Origin of the sequence: Rhodovulum kholense (assembly GCF_003053725.1) — a bacterium.
Lineage (GTDB): Bacteria > Pseudomonadota > Alphaproteobacteria > Rhodobacterales > Rhodobacteraceae > Rhodovulum > Rhodovulum kholense.
The window spans coordinates 281710-299664 of record NZ_QAYC01000001.1 but is presented as its reverse complement, the minus strand read 5'-3'; the positions used below and the strand labels follow the sequence as shown (position 1 = coordinate 299664).

The 17955-nt window shown below is 67.6% G+C and carries 16 protein-coding genes; 15 read left to right on the top strand and 1 reads right to left on the bottom strand.

What is annotated here, in order from left to right:
- The first annotated feature begins 188 nt into the window (after positions 1-188).
- From C8N38_RS01365 to C8N38_RS01295, 15 genes are all read left to right on the top strand, one after another.
- A complete protein-coding gene (locus C8N38_RS01365; RefSeq protein WP_108023160.1) occupies positions 189-1643 on the top strand; it encodes a methyl-accepting chemotaxis protein in 1455 nt (484 codons plus the stop codon).
- A 370-nt stretch (positions 1644-2013) separates the two neighbouring features.
- The gene (locus tag C8N38_RS01360; RefSeq protein WP_108023158.1) at positions 2014-2502 is read left to right on the top strand and encodes a type VI secretion system tube protein Hcp; all 489 of its coding nucleotides are present in this window, start codon (positions 2014-2016) and stop codon (positions 2500-2502) included.
- 129 nt (positions 2503-2631) lie between these two features.
- Positions 2632-3126: a type VI secretion system-associated protein TagF gene (tagF, locus tag C8N38_RS01355; RefSeq protein ID WP_158272277.1), complete on the top strand. Its 495-nt coding sequence runs from the start codon at positions 2632-2634 to the stop codon at positions 3124-3126.
- Between the two features lie 381 nt (positions 3127-3507).
- Positions 3508-4551: a cytochrome-c peroxidase gene (locus C8N38_RS01350; RefSeq protein WP_108023154.1), complete on the top strand. Its 1044-nt coding sequence runs from the start codon at positions 3508-3510 to the stop codon at positions 4549-4551.
- A gap of 325 nt (positions 4552-4876) precedes the next feature.
- Positions 4877-6664 carry a nif-specific transcriptional activator NifA gene (gene nifA / locus C8N38_RS01345; protein ID WP_425439998.1) on the top strand — a complete coding sequence of 596 codons (1788 nt, stop codon included), beginning with the start codon at positions 4877-4879 and terminating at the stop codon, positions 6662-6664.
- Positions 6665-6913: 249 nt separating this feature from the next.
- Positions 6914-8392 (top strand): nitrogenase cofactor biosynthesis protein NifB, encoded by a 1479-nt coding sequence (nifB, locus tag C8N38_RS01340; protein WP_108023151.1) that lies wholly within the window; start codon positions 6914-6916, stop codon positions 8390-8392.
- Positions 8393-8424: 32 nt separating this feature from the next.
- Positions 8425-8619 carry a 4Fe-4S dicluster domain-containing protein gene (locus tag C8N38_RS01335; protein ID WP_075786401.1) on the top strand — a complete coding sequence of 65 codons (195 nt, stop codon included), beginning with the start codon at positions 8425-8427 and terminating at the stop codon, positions 8617-8619.
- A 6-nt stretch (positions 8620-8625) separates the two neighbouring features.
- The gene (locus C8N38_RS01330; RefSeq protein ID WP_108023149.1) at positions 8626-9414 is read left to right on the top strand and encodes a 4Fe4S-binding leucine-rich repeat protein; all 789 of its coding nucleotides are present in this window, start codon (positions 8626-8628) and stop codon (positions 9412-9414) included.
- The gene (locus C8N38_RS01325; RefSeq protein WP_075786403.1) at positions 9401-9688 is read left to right on the top strand and encodes a nitrogen fixation protein NifZ; all 288 of its coding nucleotides are present in this window, start codon (positions 9401-9403) and stop codon (positions 9686-9688) included. The genes C8N38_RS01330 and C8N38_RS01325 overlap by 14 nt, the downstream gene beginning before the upstream one ends.
- Entirely contained in the window at positions 9685-9894 is a 210-nt protein-coding gene (nifT, locus tag C8N38_RS01320) for a putative nitrogen fixation protein NifT (protein ID WP_108023147.1), read from the top strand. Before C8N38_RS01325 ends, nifT begins: the two co-directional genes overlap by 4 nt.
- A 5-nt stretch (positions 9895-9899) precedes the next feature.
- The gene (locus tag C8N38_RS01315; RefSeq protein WP_108023145.1) at positions 9900-10727 is read left to right on the top strand and encodes an SIR2 family NAD-dependent protein deacylase; all 828 of its coding nucleotides are present in this window, start codon (positions 9900-9902) and stop codon (positions 10725-10727) included.
- Positions 10728-11098: 371 nt separating this feature from the next.
- Entirely contained in the window at positions 11099-11974 is an 876-nt protein-coding gene (nifH, locus tag C8N38_RS01310; protein ID WP_075786406.1) for a nitrogenase iron protein, read from the top strand.
- Between the two features lie 58 nt (positions 11975-12032).
- Positions 12033-13505, top strand: coding sequence for a nitrogenase molybdenum-iron protein alpha chain (nifD, locus tag C8N38_RS01305; RefSeq protein WP_108023144.1), 1473 nt, complete (start codon positions 12033-12035; stop codon positions 13503-13505).
- A 94-nt stretch (positions 13506-13599) separates the two neighbouring features.
- Complete coding sequence (gene nifK, locus C8N38_RS01300; RefSeq protein ID WP_108023142.1) at positions 13600-15138, top strand: nitrogenase molybdenum-iron protein subunit beta; 1539 nt, start codon at positions 13600-13602, stop codon at positions 15136-15138.
- Positions 15139-15431: 293 nt separating this feature from the next.
- Positions 15432-17351 carry a heavy metal translocating P-type ATPase gene (locus tag C8N38_RS01295; RefSeq protein ID WP_108023140.1) on the top strand — a complete coding sequence of 640 codons (1920 nt, stop codon included), beginning with the start codon at positions 15432-15434 and terminating at the stop codon, positions 17349-17351.
- Positions 17352-17662: 311 nt separating this feature from the next.
- On the opposite strand, the gene C8N38_RS01290 is transcribed toward C8N38_RS01295, so the two are convergent.
- Positions 17663-17950 (bottom strand): hypothetical protein, encoded by a 288-nt coding sequence (locus C8N38_RS01290; protein ID WP_108023138.1) that lies wholly within the window; start codon positions 17948-17950, stop codon positions 17663-17665.
- Between the last annotated feature and the right edge of the window lie 5 nt (positions 17951-17955).

Sequence of the window (17955 nt, the reverse complement as noted above, 5' to 3'; positions counted from 1 at the left end):
AATGTCACCGCGACGTCGCCGGATGCGGTTGCGTAAAGGTCCCGGCAATCTTTCCGGGCGAAAACATGCGGGCCGGACCGCTCCGGCGCCCTGTCACGCCCCGCAAGATCCCGACCCGTTTCCCTGCGCCTTCAGACTGCCCCTTCAGACCGACCCGTCCCCCAGTGCCCGCGTAACGAGGATCCAGCATGCCCGTCTCTGCCCGGAAACCGCCTGTCGGCAGGCCCGTCCCGTGGTCTGTGCTTCTGCTGGCCGCCGCGCTGGCCGCCCTCATCGGCGCCGAGCTTCACTTCTACGACCGGCTCGCCCGGCTCGCGGCCGGGGCGCCCACAAGCGAGACCGCCGCCCGGGCGCTGACCCGCGATCTTGGCGCGGCGTTTCTCTGGACCGGGGCCGGGGCCGCCGCCATCGCGCTGGCCACCGCGCTTTTCGGGCTCTGGCCCCTGGCCCGGATGACCCGGGCGGCGACGGCTCTGGCCGAGGGCCGTCTGGCCGACCTGCCCCGCCTGCCGCTTGCGCCCCCCGAAATTGCCCGCCTGAGGGGCGCGCTTGTCGATCTGCGCCGCATGCTGGAGGAACGCGCCAGTGTCGAAGACCGCGAGCGTCTGTCGGAAATCGAACGCTACGACCACTGGGCCGAACAGCATGTGGTGGTGACATGTCTGGCCAAGGGGTTGCATGGGCTGGCCGAGGGCGACCTCCGCCACCGGCTCGATCTGCGCTTTCCCGCCGATTTCGAACCGCTTCGCACGAATTTCAACGCGACCCTGGACGAGTTGAACCGGCTGATCGGGGCGGTGGCGCGGAACGGCACCAAAATTCACGCGCTTTCCGACGAGATCGGCGGGTCGTCGGACGACCTGTCACGGCGCACCGAAAACCAGGCGGCCACGCTGGAAGAGACCGCCGCGGCGATGGACGAGTTGACCGCAAGCGTGCGGATGGCGGCCGACGGGGCGGCGCAGGTCGCCGATGTGACACGCGAGGCCCAGAGCGACGCCGAACGCAATGGCGATGTCGTGCGACAGGCGGTCGAGGCGATGGCGCAGATCAAGGCGTCGTCGGAGGGCATCAGCCAGATCATCGGGGTGATCGAAGACATCGCCTTGCAGACCAATCTTCTGGCCCTGAACGCGGGCGTCGAGGCGGCGCGGGCGGGCGAGGCCGGGCGGGGCTTTGCCGTGGTCGCCTCCGAGGTGCGGGCGCTGGCGCAACGGTCGTCCGAGGCGGCGAAAGAGATCAAGACGCTGATCGTCACCAGCTCGGATCAGGTCGAGGCCGGGGTGTCGCTGGTCAACCGCGCGGGCGATGCGCTGGCGGACATCGTCACCCGCGTCGGCCAGATCGCCGAGCTGGTGGCCGGGATCGCCACCGGCGCACAGGAACAGTCCGTGGGCCTTGGCGAGATCAATATCGGCGTGAGCCAGCTCGATCGGGTCACCCAGCAGGATGCCGCGATGGTCGAGGCGAGCACCGCCGCCGCCGCGACCCTGCGGCATCAGACCGAAGAACTTGAAGCGATGGTGGCGCGCTTCCGGCTGCGCCAGGACGCGCCCGGCGCCGAGGTTCTGGCCTTCCCGGGCGGGCGAAGCAGCGGCGCGCTGGACGCCATCTGGCAGGACTTCGCGGCTGCCGGCCCCTGACGGGCGTTCCACGGGCAGGGCTTTCGACCCTTTTGGGCCCGCACCCTCCGGTGCGGGCCGGATCGTTTTGTCTCGACGGTGCGCGGCCCTTTCAGGCCACGGCACAGGGCCAGCAACAAAATTTCCTCACCGTTGCGGTGCGCGCATGATTCTGAGAATATCACCAGATTGAAACCGATTTTACGGACTTGGGCTTTGGTCGATTCTTTTGCGTGCCCGGTGCCGTTCGAGGGCACTGCCGGAACCGGATTGCGGATCCTTCGAAGACCGCGCGGCCTGAGCGCCGCCACACCCTGCGGTGCGATCTGTCGGGGGCGGCCCGATCCTTCAGCCTTCGTTCCCATATCGCCGATTTCCCGGGAGGACCGCCATGACCCTGACCGCCTGCATGAAGCTGCCCGACATCGAGGGAGAATCGGTCCGCCCCGGGCATGAGCGCGGCATCGACGTCTTTGACATTCATTGCGCGCCGGACCGCGACCTGCGCACCGGCGCCGGAACGGGAAATGTCCGCGGCCGCCCCGCCCTGGGTCCGCTTTCGATCCGGAAAGGGGACGACGCCGCCGCGTCGCATCTCGCGCCGGCGCGTCTGATCGGCAAGCCCTTCCCCGAGGCGAGGACCGTGCTGTGGACGTCCTGCGACGACATGCACAGGGACCTGGACTATCTGACGATCCCCCTGACCAATGCGGCGATCAGCCTTTACGAGATCCTCGGCGCCGACGGGGGCCCCGCGGCGCTGCGGGAACGGATCGATCCGATCTTCGAGGCGGTCAACATCCGCTATATCGAGCAGGCCGCCGACCAGTCGGCCGGGACCCCACACGAAATCGACTGCGAGATCGGGGCCCGTGCCTGAGGTGGGTGCGACCCGGCCGCATCCGCCCCGTGCCGCCGCGGGTCCGCGCGGGCGCGCGCGTGTCTGCCCGTCGCACACCCGTCCGGTCGCATGCCGCGGGACGCTGACCGCTTCCGACCCGGAGGCGCCGTGACTCCTGCCACCGGATTCTTCGGAAAGATCCCCATGGCGGGCGATTTCGTCACCCAGGGCGTGCCCGGGATGATGCGGATCGCGCTCGACCGCTGGATGAAGGCGCATCTGGCAACGCGCTCGGCCTGGCCCGGGTCCTGGCCCGACACCGGCCTGAGGGCCACGCTGGAGCTGGGCAAGGGCACGCTGACCGCGCTGATCCTGCCCAGCCGCGACCGGTCGGGGCGGGCCTTCCCGCTGGCCTGCTGCCGCATCCCGGGCCTCGACTGGGACGCGGCCGAGGAGTGGTGCGACACCGCGCTGCCCACCGCGCGGGCGGCCGTGGCGGGGGCGCTGTCGCCGGCAAGCCTTGGCGCCGCGCTGGACGCGCTGCCGCCTGCGCGCGGCATCGACCCCGAACCCGGGCTCTGGATTGCCGATCCGCCGGTCGCGGAAAACCTGCCGGTCGAGCAGATCCTCGCCGAACTGATGGGTCCGATCGGCGCGGTCTGAGCGCGGCTCTGCCGCCGACCGCGCAAAAGATGCGAGGTCCCGGTCACCGCGGCCTGCAAAGGACAGCCGCAGGCCCCCCGAAGCATCGCCCCCCACGACGCCCCGCCGCAGCAAGTCACGTGCTGCGACATCGCCCCCGGCATGGGGCGCGGTGCCGACGCCGCTTGATGCGCGACATGCGAAAACTCGTCGGGCAAACTGATTTCGCTGAATTTTACAAAGACTCTCGACCGCGCAACCGAGACCCCGCGCCGCGCCCGGTTGCGACCTGCGGCCGCAGATGCCCGAAAGAAGGGCAAACTTGATCGAGGTCAAAGTGCCAATCTAGACGTCTTCTAATTTCAATTTCGCGCGAACCATCCAAAAGAAACGGTTCATCCCATGACACGCCTCCTTGCAACAGCCCTTCTGTCCACCGCGCTCGCCGTGCCGGCCGCCGCCTCCGAATTGCGCGACATGGCGCTCGACTATTTCGAGCCCCTGCCCTCGACCGTACCGCAAATGGCCGACAACCGCGCAACGCCCGAAAAGATCGACCTCGGCAAGGCCCTGTTCTTCGACCCGCGCCTGTCGGCCTCGGGCGTCTTTTCCTGCTATTCCTGTCACAACCTGACCACCGGCGGCGACGACAACCTGGAAACCTCGATCGGGCATGGCTGGCAGAAAGGCCCGCGCAACGCGCCCACCGTGCTGAACGCGGTGCTGAACATCGCCCAGTTCTGGGACGGCCGCGCCGAAGACCTGAAAGCCCAGGCCAAGGGGCCGGTACAGGCCGGGGTCGAGATGGCCAACACCCCCGACAACGTGGTCGCGACGCTGAAATCCATGGGCCAGTATATCGACTGGTTCGAGGCCGCCTTCCCGGGCGAGGCCGATGCCGTCAGCTTCGACAACATGGCCCGCGCCATCGAGGCCTTCGAGGCGACGCTGATCACCCCGGCCCCCTTCGACGCCTTCCTGAACGGCGACGAGATGGCACTGGATGACACCCAGAAAGAGGGGCTTCAGCTCTTTGTCGACAAGGGCTGCGTGACCTGCCACAACGGCGTCAACCTAGGCGGAAACGGCTATTTCCCCTTCGGTCTGGTCGAGAAACCCGGCGCCGACATCCTGCCCGAGGGCGACAAGGGCCGCTATTCGGTGACCGCCACGGCCAGCGACGAATACGTATTCCGCGCGGCCCCGCTGCGCAACGTCGCGCTGACCGCGCCCTATTTCCATTCGGGCAAGGTCTGGGACCTGAAAACCGCCGTGCAGGTGATGGGCGCGGCCCAGCTGGGCGAGGATGTCTCGGACGAGGAAGCGACCCGGATCGTGGCCTTCCTCGACAGCCTGACCGGCACCATGCCCGCGATCACCACGCCGGTCCTGCCGCCTGAAACCGATGCCACGCCGCGGCCGAGCGCCGAGGTGATGCAACGCTAGCCCGACCGTCTGTCTCCGGGCACCTCAGAAGGGCCGGTCATCGCGCCGGCCCTTCCCTTTGCAGGCCCCGCCCCGGCTTCGACTCGGCCGGGACCCGTCCCGGCGGGCGCGGGGCGAAAAGATTGCGCCGCCAATGACAAATCATGTCCGATTCATTTCAAACGACCGCCGAAATATGCGGCAGCGCGGCATCAACTGTCTTTCATTCAGGCAGGGCGATTAAAGAAAACGGAAAGTGACCTGTCATTTTGTCCCGTTTCCGACAATCCATTGGACAAGCGCGCAAAGCGTTGGAATTATTCAATCAGAAGCATAGAGATGCGCGATGTCCTCCACCAGTATGACTCTGAGCGGCAGTCCCGCGCTGCCCAAGTTTGACGTTCGCGAGCGGTTTCCGCTCGACACCGTCTGCGAGGCCGCCAAGATCCTGACCGGCGCAAGCGACCCGGTCGCGGCCATGCCGTCCGTCCTGAACGTCCTGTCCTCGTTCATGGGCCTTCAAATGGGTGCTCTGGCGCTGCTCGACGACAGCGGCGCGGGCCAGACCGCGTCCGGCAAGGTGAACCCCTTCGTGATCGCGGCCACCTCACGCGGGGCGGCCAGCGCGCCCGCGGCCAGCCGCGCGATGCCGGTCGCCGCCACCAGGGCGGTGTTCCGGACCGGGGTGGCGCTTGTCTCCTGCGACGTGGCGGGCGAGCTTGGCCCCGAGGCGCTGCCGCCGCAGGCGCCGCATGACCGCTTTGCCTTCATCGCCGTGCCGATCCGCGAACAGGTGCATTCGCCCTATGTGATCGGCGTGCTCGGCGCCTGGCGCGACCTGACCGAAGAGGTTTATCCCAATATCGACGAGGACCAGCGGGTGATGACCATGGTCGCCTCGATCCTCGAACAGTCGGTCAAGTTCCGCCGTCTGGTCGCGCGCGACCGCGAGCGGCTGATGGAAGAGGCGCGGCTGGCGCTGCGCCATGCCAACGAGAAGTCGGTGGCCGAGGCGCGGGTTCCGGCGGAACCGATCCGGGGCATCATCGGCGACAGCCCGGCGATCAAGTCGGTGATCGCGCAGATCCGCAAGGTGGCGACGACCCGGACGCCGGTGCTTCTGCGCGGCGAAAGCGGCACCGGCAAGGAGCTGTTCGCCCGCGCGGTGCATGCGCTGTCGGACCGCAAGGACAAGCCCTTCGTCAAGGTCAACTGCGCGGCCCTGAGCCAGTCGCTGCTGGAATCCGAGCTGTTCGGCCATGAGAAAGGGTCCTTCACCGGTGCCGTGGCGCAGAAGAAGGGGCGGTTCGAACTGGCCGACAAGGGCACGCTGTTCCTTGACGAGATCGGCGAGATCGGTCCCGAATTCCAGGTCAAGCTGCTGCGGATCCTGCAGGAGGGCGAATTCGAACGCGTAGGCGGCGCCAAGACCCTGCGTGTCGATGTGCGGCTGGTGACGGCCACCAACCGCGACCTCGAGGCGGCGGTGGCGCGCGGCGCGTTCCGGGCCGATCTGTATTTCCGGATCTGCGTGGTGCCGATCCTGCTGCCGCCGCTGCGCGACCGGCTGGAGGATGTGCCCAAACTGGCGCAGGCCTTCCTCGACCGGTTCAACGAACAGAACGGCATGAACAAGCGGATGACGCCGCAGGCCGTCTCGGCGCTGGCGCGCTGTCAGTTCCCGGGCAATGTGCGCGAACTGGAAAACTGCATCAGCCGGGTCGCGGCGCTGTCCTCGGGCACCGAGATCGGCGCGCAGGAACTGGCCTGCCATCAGGGCACCTGCCTCTCGGCCGAGTTGTGGCGGATGCAGACCGGCGAGCAGTCTCCGATCGGCGGGCTCGCCGCGGTGCGCACACCCCTGCCGGTGATCGACAGCGGCGTGGGCCAGCGCCCGCCGGCGACCGCCTGTCCGATCGGCTTCGGCGAAGGCCCGGCAACGGCTCCCGCCTGCCAGGCACCTGCCGCACCGCCGCCGGTCGAGCCCGAGCCCCAGGACGAACGCGCCCGGCTGGTCGATGCGATGGAACGGGCGGGCTGGGTGCAGGCCAAGGCCGCGCGGCTTCTGGGACTGACCCCGCGCCAGATCGGCTATGCGCTGAAAAAGCACAACATCCCGTTGCGCCGGTTCTAGGCGGGCTTCGCCCCCGGCGCAGACCAAACGAGGGGCGGTCCCGGACGGGGCCGCCCCTTTCGTCTGCGCCCCCGCACAGCCCACACCCCTTTGTCGGGTTTCGGACGTTCTGTCGGATCGTTGTTCCGTCGCCGCCCGCGCCGCAGCGCCCGAACCCAATGCAAACAAGGGGTCCGGCCCGCCCGCAGGACTTGGCACGCTGAATGCTTCTATCTACCCGGAACCCGATTTCTGCGAGGAGACGTGCCGATGTCCGCCACTCTGATCCCGATTTCCGGCCTTCAGGTCGCGTCCCGCAAGGACATGGGCGAGGCGATGGCCCAGGGCGGCGGCTGTTCGTCGGGGTCCTGTGGATCGTCGCAAGGCCCGGCCGACATGGACCCGGAGACCTGGGCCAAGGTCAAGGATCACCCCTGCTATTCGGAAGAGGCGCATCACTACTTCGCGCGGATGCATGTGGCCGTCGCGCCCGCCTGCAACATCCAGTGCAACTACTGCAACCGCAAATACGACTGCGCCAATGAAAGCCGCCCCGGCGTGGTGTCGGAACGGCTGACGCCCGAGCAGGCGGCGCGCAAGGTGCTGGCGGTCGCGGCCTCGGTGCCGCAGCTGTCGGTGCTGGGGATCGCGGGCCCGGGCGATGCCGCCTATGACTGGCGCCGCACCAAGGCCACCTTCGATCTGGTCTCGAAGGACCTGCCCGACATCAAGCTGTGCCTTTCGTCGAACGGGCTCGCCCTGCCCGATCATATCGACGAGATCGTGGCGATGAACATCGACCACGTCACCATCACCATCAACGCCATCGACCCCGAGATCGGGCAGCACATCTATCCCTGGATCTTCTACGACGGCAAACGCCGCACCGGGATCGAGGCCGCCACCATCCTGCGCGACCGCCAGATGCTGAGCCTCGAGATGCTGAAGGCGCGCGGGGTTCTGGTGAAGGTCAACTCGGTGCTGATCCCCGGCATCAACGACGACCACCTGATCGAGGTGAACAAGGCCGTCAAGGCGCGCGGCGCCTTCCTGCACAACATCATGCCGCTGATTTCCGACCCGGCGCATGGCACCCATTTCGGCCTGACCGGCCAGCGCGGCCCGACCGGCGCCGAGCTGAAGAAGGTGCAGGATGCCTGCGCGGGCGGCGCCAACCTGATGCGCCATTGCCGCCAGTGCCGTGCCGATGCGGTCGGACTTCTGGGCGAGGACCGGGGCCAGGACTTCACGCTGGACAAGCTGCCCGAGGTGATCGCGGACGCGTCCGAAGCCCGCACCGCCTATCGCGACTGGGTGGCCGAGGAACGCCGCGACCGCGCCGCCGCCGCCGCGCAGGCCGAGGCGACCGTGGCCGAGACCGGGAAATCGACGCTTTTTGCGGTCTGCACCCGTGGCTCGGGCCGCATCAACATGCATTTCGGCAAGGTGACCGAGTTCCAGATCTACGAGGCCGATGCCGAGGGCATCCGCTTCGTCGGCCACCGCCGCGCCGACAATTACTGCCTGGGCGGGCATGGCGACAAAGCGCGCATGGACGAGATCCTGCGGGTGCTTGAGGATGTGCCCTACGTGCTCTGTTCCAAGATCGGAGCCGGCCCGAAGAAACGCCTGGCCGAGGCCGGTATCGAGGCGATCGACGGCCTCGCCCAGGATTACATCGAGACGGCCATCGCCGCCGTCCTGCACTCGAAAACCGCGCGCCCCGGACGGACTGCCGAGAGCGCGTGACCCGGCCAAGACCAAACCCGAAGGAGACTCCCATGGCCCTGAAAATCGTCAAATCGCAATGCACCGTCTGCGGCGCCTGCGAATTCGAATGCCCGAACGCCGCCATCAAGTTCAAGGGCGACGCCTACATCATCGATGCCGAGAAATGCACCGAATGCGAAGGCCAGTTCGACGCCCCGCAATGCGCGGCCGTCTGCCCGGTGCCGAACACCTGCGTTCCGGCCTGATCCTGCATGACCGGCGGTCCAGACCCGGTCGACTGGCAGGGAACGGCGCTTGACTGCGCCGCCTGCCGGTTTTCCGGGCTTCTGGCCCGCCAGCAATGCGGCCCGGGCTGGTCCTGCGCCTTCGATCGCTATGCGCCGAGGATCGCGCGGTTCTTCATGATGAACCCCGACGCGGCCGACAGCTGTCTGGACGATCCCTATTCGGAGACCCGCGCCAATGCCGCGCGGCTCGCCAACATCTTCCGCCTGCGCCCGCTGTTGAACGACCCCGATCCGGGGGTGCGCGCGGTCGCGGCGGTCCGCCTGCCCGCCGCGCAGTCGAAGGCCGCGCTGGACGATCCCGACCGCGAGGTGCGGATCGCGCTGGCCTGGCGGATGCCCTTTGCCGATCTGGTGCCGCTTCTGCGCGACCCCGATCCCTTCGTGCGGCAGGTCGCGGCCCGGCGCGCCGATCCCGGTGTGCTGCCGATCCTGACCCATGACCCCGCCCCCGAAATCCGCAAGCTGGTCGCCGAGCGGGTGGCGCCGCGCTGGCTCGACCCGCTGATCGTCGATCCCGACCCCGCAGTGCGCCGCGCCGTAGCCCATCGGATCGACCCCGCCCGGCTCGGGCCGCTCGCCGAGGACAGCGACCTCCGGGTCCGCCACGCGGTGGCCGAACGCGCCGGGGCCGCGCTTGCCCGCAGGCTTCTGGACGACCCCGAAGCGCCGGTCCGTCAGGCCGCGGCCGACCGGCTGGCCGAGATCGGGGCGGCCACCCCTCCCGCCGAAAGGAACAGCGATGTCGACGGATGACAAGGAAATCGAGATTTACGGCCCGCCCGCCTTCCAGCCCGGCGAGAAGGTCCGCGCGCGCAAGCATATCCGCAATGACGGCACCGTGCCCGGCCGCGAGATCGGCGAATTCGTGGTCAGGAAGGGCGAGGTCGGCTATGTCCGCGACATCGGCACCTTCCTGCAGCAGTTCTACGTCTACGCGGTCGAATTCATCGACAGCCGCTCGATCGTCGGCATGCGCCGCGACGAACTCGACAGCCTCGACACCCCCGCCAAGGAGAAGACCGCATGAAGATCACCGTTCGCGACACGCCCAAGGGCATGGAAGTCTACGTGGCCAAGAAGGACCTCGAAGAGTTGATCGTCGATTCCGAGCATCCCGGGATCTGGGGCGGCTGGGCGAAGCTGACCAATGGCTGGGTGTTCGACATGCCCGCCTATGACACGCCGCCCGCGCTGCCGATCACGATCGAGGCGCGCCGCCTCTCGACGGAGTGAGCGGGATGGCGGCCCCGGACCGGCTGTCCGCGCTGCTCGACGAGGTCGCGGCCGGGCGCCGCGTGCCCTATCTGGGCGCGGGCGTCGCCGCCACCGCGGGCGGCGGCCAGCCCGCCTCGCCCGAGGCGCTTTGCGCCGCGATCGAGGCCAGGGTGCGTGCGCCGAAACGCGCCTCGGGAAACCTCTGGTCGGTCGCGCAATTTGTCGAGGGCCGGCGCTTCCGCCGCACCCTCGATGCCATTGTGCAGGAGGCCTTCGCCGCGCGGCCCGAGCCCGGGCCGCTGCATCGCTGGATCGCCCAGGTCCGCCCGCCGCTGGTGGTCGATGCCTGGTATGACGGCGCGCTGATCGCGGCCGCGGAGGGCACCGGCGGCTGGGGCTTCGTCCAGGGCGTCAGCCGCCATGGCGAATGGAGCGAGATCTGGACCCGCGCCTATGATGCGTCGGGCAGCCTTGTCGGCGAAGAGCCCGATCCCGCCTGGCAGATGCTGATCTACAAGCCCCACGGGCTGATCCGCGAAGGCCATGCCTTCCTGATGTCCGACAACGACTATGTCGAGGTTCTGACAGAGATCGACATTCAGTCGCCGATCCCCGAGGAAGTGCAGAACCGCCGCACCGGCCGCCCCTTCATGTTCCTCGGCTGCCGGTTTGACGACCAGATGCTGAGAACCTTCGCCCGCCAGATCGCCAAACGCTCTGCCAAAGGCCATGCCGCGGTGATCGAAGGCGATCTGACCCGGATGGAGGCGCGCTTTCTCGAGGAGCTCGGGATCGAACGGCTCGACCTGCCGCTCGATGCGGTGGCCGAAGCGCTGGGCGCCCCCGCCTGACGACAGATCCAGCGGCGCGCGCGTGTCGCGCGCACGTTTTACCTGACGGCCCCTTCGGGGGCCGTCTGCATTTGGGTATTTCGGCCAAGAAGAAAGACGATCGCGCTCTTTGCCGCTTCTTCTTGGCTCAAATACCCATGACGAACCGCCCGTCGCAGGCGAGACGCCGGAAGCAGGGCGGAATTGTCGGGTCTTTGTCGCGTTCGACACATCTGCGCAGCGCCGACAAAATCCCCTCAGGCCTTTGTATTTACGTGATTTTAAATTCCACACCAGCTTGGCACGCTTCCTGCTTATTTCCAATCGAGAGCGGCCGCGATGCCTTCTCGCGACACGACACGGAAACGAACCTAGCTGCAAAGGATATCCCCATGGGCTCTCTGAGACAGATCGCCTTCTACGGTAAAGGTGGGATCGGCAAGTCGACCACCTCGCAAAACACGCTGGCCGCCCTGGTCGAGATGGGTCAGAAGATCCTGATCGTCGGCTGCGACCCCAAGGCGGACTCGACCCGTCTGATCCTCAACACCAAGCTGCAGGACACCGTGCTGCACCTCGCCGCCGAAGCGGGCTCGGTCGAGGATCTCGAACTCGAAGACGTGATGAAAATCGGCTACAAGGGCATCAAATGCACCGAAGCCGGTGGCCCCGAGCCGGGCGTCGGCTGTGCCGGCCGTGGCGTGATCACCGCCATCAACTTCCTGGAAGAAAACGGCGCCTACGATGACGTGGACTACGTGTCCTACGACGTGCTCGGCGACGTGGTCTGCGGCGGCTTCGCCATGCCGATCCGCGAGAACAAAGCCCAGGAAATCTACATCGTCATGTCGGGCGAGATGATGGCGCTTTATGCCGCCAACAACATCTCGAAAGGCATCCTGAAATACGCCAACTCCGGCGGCGTGCGTCTGGGCGGGCTGATCTGCAACGAACGCCAGACCGACCGCGAGCTGGAACTGGCCGAGGCGCTGGCCTCGAAGCTCGGCTGCAAGATGATCCACTTCGTGCCGCGCAACAACATCGTGCAGCACGCCGAGCTGCGCCGCGAGACCGTGATCCAGTACGCCCCCGACAGCAGCCAGGCGGACGAGTACCGCCAGCTGGCCCAGAAGATCCATAACAACTCGGGCCAGGGCGTCGTCCCCACCCCGATCACCATGGAAGAACTGGAAGAGATGCTGATGGACTTCGGCATCATGCAGTCCGAGGAAGACCGGCTCGCCGCGATCGCCGCGTCCGAGGCCTGAGTATCGCGGGGCCGGCGCGCCAGCCGGCCCCCCCACCCCGCCCCAAGGAGCCTGCCAGATGGCTAAAGACATTCCCGATCCGATCGCGCCCGAAAAGCTGATCGAAGAGGTCCTCTCCGCCTATCCCGCCAAGTCGGCCAAGAAACGCGCCAAGCACCTGGGCGTGGCGGCCCCCGTGGCCGAAGGAGAAACCGAGATCGTGTCGAAATGCGACACGGTCAAATCGAACATCAAGTCGGTCCCCGGCGTGATGACCATCCGCGGCTGTGCCTATGCCGGCTCGAAGGGTGTGGTCTGGGGTCCGGTCAAAGACATGGTCCATATCAGCCACGGCCCGGTGGGCTGCGGTCACTATTCCTGGTCCCAGCGCCGCAACTACTATACCGGCACCACGGGCGTCGACAGCTTCGTGACCTTCCAGTTCACGACCGACTTCCAGGAAAAGGACATCGTCTTCGGCGGCGACAAGAAGCTTGAAAAGACGATCGACGAGATCAACGAGCTGTTCCCGCTGGCCAAGGGCATCTCGGTCCAGTCGGAATGCCCGATCGGCCTGATCGGCGACGACATCGAGGCCGTCTCGAAGAAGAAGAAGAAAGACATCGGCAAGACCATCGTGCCGGTCCGCTGCGAAGGCTTCCGCGGCGTGTCGCAGTCGCTGGGTCACCACATCGCCAATGACGCGATCCGCGACTGGGTGTTCAACGGCGGCGAGGAATCGAGCTACCAGCCCGGCCCCTATGACGTCAACATCATCGGCGACTACAACATCGGCGGCGACGCCTGGGCCTCGCGGATGCTGCTGGAGGAAATCGGCCTGAACGTGGTCGGGTCCTGGTCGGGCGACGCGACGCTGACCGAGATCGAGAACGCGCCGAAAGCCAAGCTGAACCTCATCCACTGCTACCGGTCGATGAACTACATCTGCCGCTACATGGAAGAGAATTACGGCGTCGGCTGGATGGAATACAACTTCTTCGGACCGAGCCAGATCGCCGCCTCGCTGCGCGCCATCGCCGCCAAGTTCGACAAGACCATCCAGGACAAGGCCGAGGAAGTCATCGCCAAGTACCAGCCGCTGGTTGACGCGGTGCTGGCGAAATACAAGCCCCGCCTCGAAGGCAAGAAGGTCATGCTTTATGTCGGCGGGCTGCGTCCGCGCCACGTGGTCGATGCCTATCACGACCTCGGCATGGAGATCGTCGGCACCGGCTACGAATTCGCCCATGGCGACGACTACAAGCGGACCGGCGAGTACATCAAGGAAGGCACGCTGATCTACGATGACGTGACCGGCTACGAGCTCGAGAAGTTCATCGAAGGCATGCGCCCCGACCTCGTGGGCTCGGGCATCAAGGAGAAATACCCGGTCCAGAAGATGGGTATCCCGTTCCGTCAGATGCACAGCTGGGACTATTCCGGCCCCTATCACGGCTATGACGGCTTCGCGATCTTCGCCCGCGACATGGATCTGGCGATCAACAACCCGGTCTGGGGCCTGTTCGACGCGCCCTGGAAGAAATCGGCCTGATGCCTTCGGCGGGGGGCCGAGACCTCCCGCCAGCTCCCTCAACCCTTTCGGCCGCGTCTCGGAATGCGGACGGCCCGAAGAAGGATCCCAAGCCATGCCCCAATCGGCAGACAAGGTGCTCGACCACAACAAGCTGTTCCACGAGCCCGAATACAAGGAAATGTTCAAGAACAAGCGGGCGACGTTCGAGAATGCGCCGACCGCGCCCCAGGTGACCGAGATCCTCGACTGGACCAAGTCCTGGGACTACCGCGAGAAGAACCTCGCCCGCGAGGCGCTGGTCATCAACCCCGCCAAGGCCTGCCAGCCGCTGGGCGCCGTCTTCGCCGCCGCGGGCTATGAAGGCACGATGAGCTTCGTGCACGGCTCGCAAGGCTGCGTCGCCTATTACCGCTCGCACCTGTCGCGTCACTTCAAGGAACCGGCCTCGGCGGTGTCCTCGTCGATGACCGAAGACGCGGCCGTGTTCGGCGGGCTGACCAACATGGTCGACGGCCTGGCCAACACCTACGCGCTCTACCAGCCGAAGATGATCGCCGTCTCGACCACCTGCATGGCCGAGGTGATCGGGGACGACCTCAACTCGTTCATCATCCAGTCGAAGGAAAAGGGCTCGGTGCCCGAGGACTTCGACGTGCCCTTCGCCCACACGCCTGCCTTCGTCGGCAGCCATGTGGACGGTTACGACAATATGCAGAAGGGGATCCTGACCCACTTCTGGAAGGATGCCGAGCGGGCCGAGACCGACAGCATCAACATCATCCCCGGCTTCGACGGCTTCGCGGTCGCCAACATCCGCGAGATGAACCGGATGCTGGCCGCCATGGGCGTCGAGTACACCATCCTGTCGGACGTGTCGGATGTCTACGACACCCCCTCGGACGGCGACTACCAGATGTATGCCGGCGGCACCAAGCTGGATGACGTCAAGGCCGCGGTCAACGCCAAGGCGACCCTGTCGCTGCAGGAATACTGCACCCGCCGGACGCTGGAATTCTGTGAAGAGAAGGGCCAGAAAACCGCCGCCCTGCACTATCCGATGGGCGTTTCCGGCACCGACGAGTTCCTGATGACCGTCAGCGAACTGACCGGCAAGGCGGTTCCCGACTGCCTGACGCTGGAGCGCGGCCGCCTGGTCGACGCGATGGCCGACAGCCAGGCATATCTGCACGGCAAGACCTACGCGATCTACGGCGATCCGGACTTCGTTTACGCGATGGCCAAGTTCGTCATGGAAACCGGCGGCGAGCCGACCCACTGCCTGGCGACCAACGGCTCGAAGGACTGGGCCAAGAAGATGGAAGAGCTGCTGGCCTCCTCGCCCTACGGGCAGGGCTGCCAGGTCTGGGCCGGCAAGGATCTGTGGCACCTGCGCTCGATCCTCGCGACCGAGCCGACCGATCTGCTGATCGGCAACAGCTACGGCAAGTATATCGAGCGTGACCTGAACATCCCGCTGATCCGGCTGACCTTCCCGATCTTTGACCGGCATCACCATCACCGCTTCCCGACCTTCGGCTATCAGGGCGGCCTGACCGTGCTGGTCAAGATCCTCGACACGATCTTCGACAAGCTCGACACCGAGACGGGGACCCTGGGCGAGACCGACATTTCCTTCGATCTCACCCGCTGACGCTCCTCGACGGTTCCGGCGGTCCTGTCCCAACCCAAGTCCCTCGCCGGAACCGCAGCTTCCCAAGGGCGTCTCCCCCGGCATGCGGTCGGTCCGAAAGGACCGGCCGCATGTCTTTTGCGCCCCGCCTCCGACGCCCGCAGCCCCGAAGAGGCGCATGGTCGCGTCGCGTTCAAGGCCGCTGACGCAGGCCGCGCGACAGGATATATCCCGGGCGCGGACCAGCCATGGGCCGCCCGGACCACAGGGACACGACCTGCGGCCGGGCGCCTGCCAGACCGGAAGACCCGATCATGACGATGCCGACCGAAGACCTTCGTCGCCTGGCCCTGACCGGGCTGACCCTGGCCGGGATGCTGACGGCCGCCGCGTTCAGATGGGGGCCCTTTCCCGACACCGGCTGGCCTGCGGTCGCGGGGACCGCGGCGCTGGCGCTCGTCTATGCTGCGGGAGGCATTCCCGCGGCGCTCCGGGCGCTGCGCGCGCTCTGGTCCGAGCGGGAACTCGATATCGACCTCCTGATGGTGATCGCGGCGCTGGCGGCTGCCGCGGTCGGCGCGACCGCCGAGGGCGCGGTGCTGCTGACGCTTTTCAGCCTGTCGACCACGCTGGAACACCGCGCCATGGGCCGCGCCCGCCGCGCCATCGAGGCATTGATGGAGCTGCGCCCCGACCGCACCTTGCGCCGCACCGCCTCGGGCGAAACCCAAGAGGTCGCGGTGGCCGATCTGGCGCCGGGCGACATCGTGATCCTGCGCCCCGGCGCGCGGGTGCCGGTCGATGGCACGATCCGCGAGGGCGAGGGGTCGATCGACGAATCCACCATCACCGGCGAATCCGTCCCCGTCCACAAGCAGCCCGGCGCGCAGGTCTTCGAGGCGACGGTGAACCTGCATGGCGTGCTGGCCATCGAGGTCACGCGGCCGCTGGCCGAAAGCACCGTGGCGCGGATGATCGCGCTGGTCACAGAGGCGCAGGCCGCCCGCGCGCCGTCCGAACGCTTTTCGGACTGGTTCGGCCAGCGCTATACGGTGGCCGTGCTCGCGGGCGCGGTGCTGGCCTTCGCGATCTTTGTCTGGCTGGGTCTCGGCTGGCACGCGGCGCTTTACAAGGCGGCGACGCTGCTGGTCGCGGCCAGCCCCTGCGCCATCGTGATCTCGGTCCCGGCCGCGATCCTGTCGGCGCTGTCGGCCTCGGCGCGCGGGGGCGTGCTGTTCAAGGGCGGCGCCGCGCTCGAGACGCTGGCCCGGGTCGATACCTTCGCCTTCGACAAGACCGGCACGCTGACCACCGGCCGCCAGGAAGTGGTCGAGCTGGCTTGCGACGGCGATCCCGATGCCTTCCTCGCGCGCCTTGCAGCACTCGAGGCGCATTCCGAGCACCCCATCGCCGATGCGATCCGCCGCGCCGCCGCCGCGCGGGCGCTCGGGCCGGTCGCGGTGCGCGAGGCCCGTGCGGTGCCCGGCGAGGGCATGGTGGGCGTCGATGACGAGGGCGTGCTTTGGGCGGGCAATGCCCGGCTCGCGGCGCGGATGGGGGCCAAGGGCGCCGCCCACGACCGTCCCGCCCCGGTCGGCGATCTCGATCGCGGAACCCAGACGCTGGTGCTGCTGGGGCGCGGCGCGCGGCTTCTGGGGGCCGTGACGGTCGAGGATCAGCCGCGTCCGACCGCCCGACCCGGACTGGCGGCGCTGCGCGCGCGGGGCGTCGGGCGGGTCGCGATGCTGACCGGCGACCGGCGCGCGGTGGCCGAGCGGATCGGCGGCGATCTGGGCATTGCGCCCGCCGAGATCCATGCCGACCTGCGCCCCGAGGACAAGGTGCGGATCGTGGCCGACCTGACCGGGGCGGGCCGGGTCGCCTTCGTCGGCGACGGGGTCAATGATGCGGCCGCCCTTGCGCGGGCCGATGTCGGGATCGCGATGGGCGCCGCCGGGTCAGAGGTGGCCCTGCAGGCCGCCGATGTCGCGCTGCTGTCCGAGGATCTGGGCCAGCTTGCCGCCGCCCATGCGCTGGCACGGCGCACGGCGCGGATCATTCGCCAGAACCTGATCTTCGCCATGGGGGCGATGGCGGCGCTGGTCGCCTCGGGGCTGATGTTCGATCTGCCGCTGCCGGTGGCGGTGGTGGGCCATGAGGGAGGCACCGTGCTGGTGGTGCTGAACGGGCTGCGCCTGCTGGCCGACCCGATCCACCGTCGCAGCCCGGCCTGAAACCCGCGCCTCAGGACCGTCCCTCGGGGTCGATGGTTCTATCCTCCCGCTGGCCGGGAAGGACGCCCCGGGAAGACATCGGACACGGCCCCGTCCGCCATCAAGGCCTGTATGCGGCGACCGCAAGGGGCGACGGAAGCGCCGATCCGGGCGCCTGAGAGCAACAAGGGTCGAAAGACGATCCGGGGACGCTTCCCCCCGAAGCCCCCGGGACGGTCGCGAAGGATGGCGCGCGCGAGACGGACGAGAGCCGCGGGACCGGCCCGGTCCGGTGTCTTGCCAGACCGGAGCCCCGGAAGGTCGGGCGGGCCCTAGCGCAGCGACAGGCGCGGCCAACGGCGCGGGCGGGCATCGGGCGGGTCGGTATCGGTCAGTGCCTTCCGGGCGCGGTCGTCGGACCCGGCGGCGCGCTCTTCGGCGGTCCAGCGGTCCCAGACAGCCTCGGTGATTTCGGCGCGGGTCTTGCCGTCATCCTCCAGCGACCGGATCTGGCGGAACAGAACCTCGGCATCCTGGACCATGGCGCAAAGCTCGCAAAGCGCGTCGCCATCCGAACCGAACACGCTCAGGACTTTCCCGCATTCCCGACAGGTGGACATCTTCG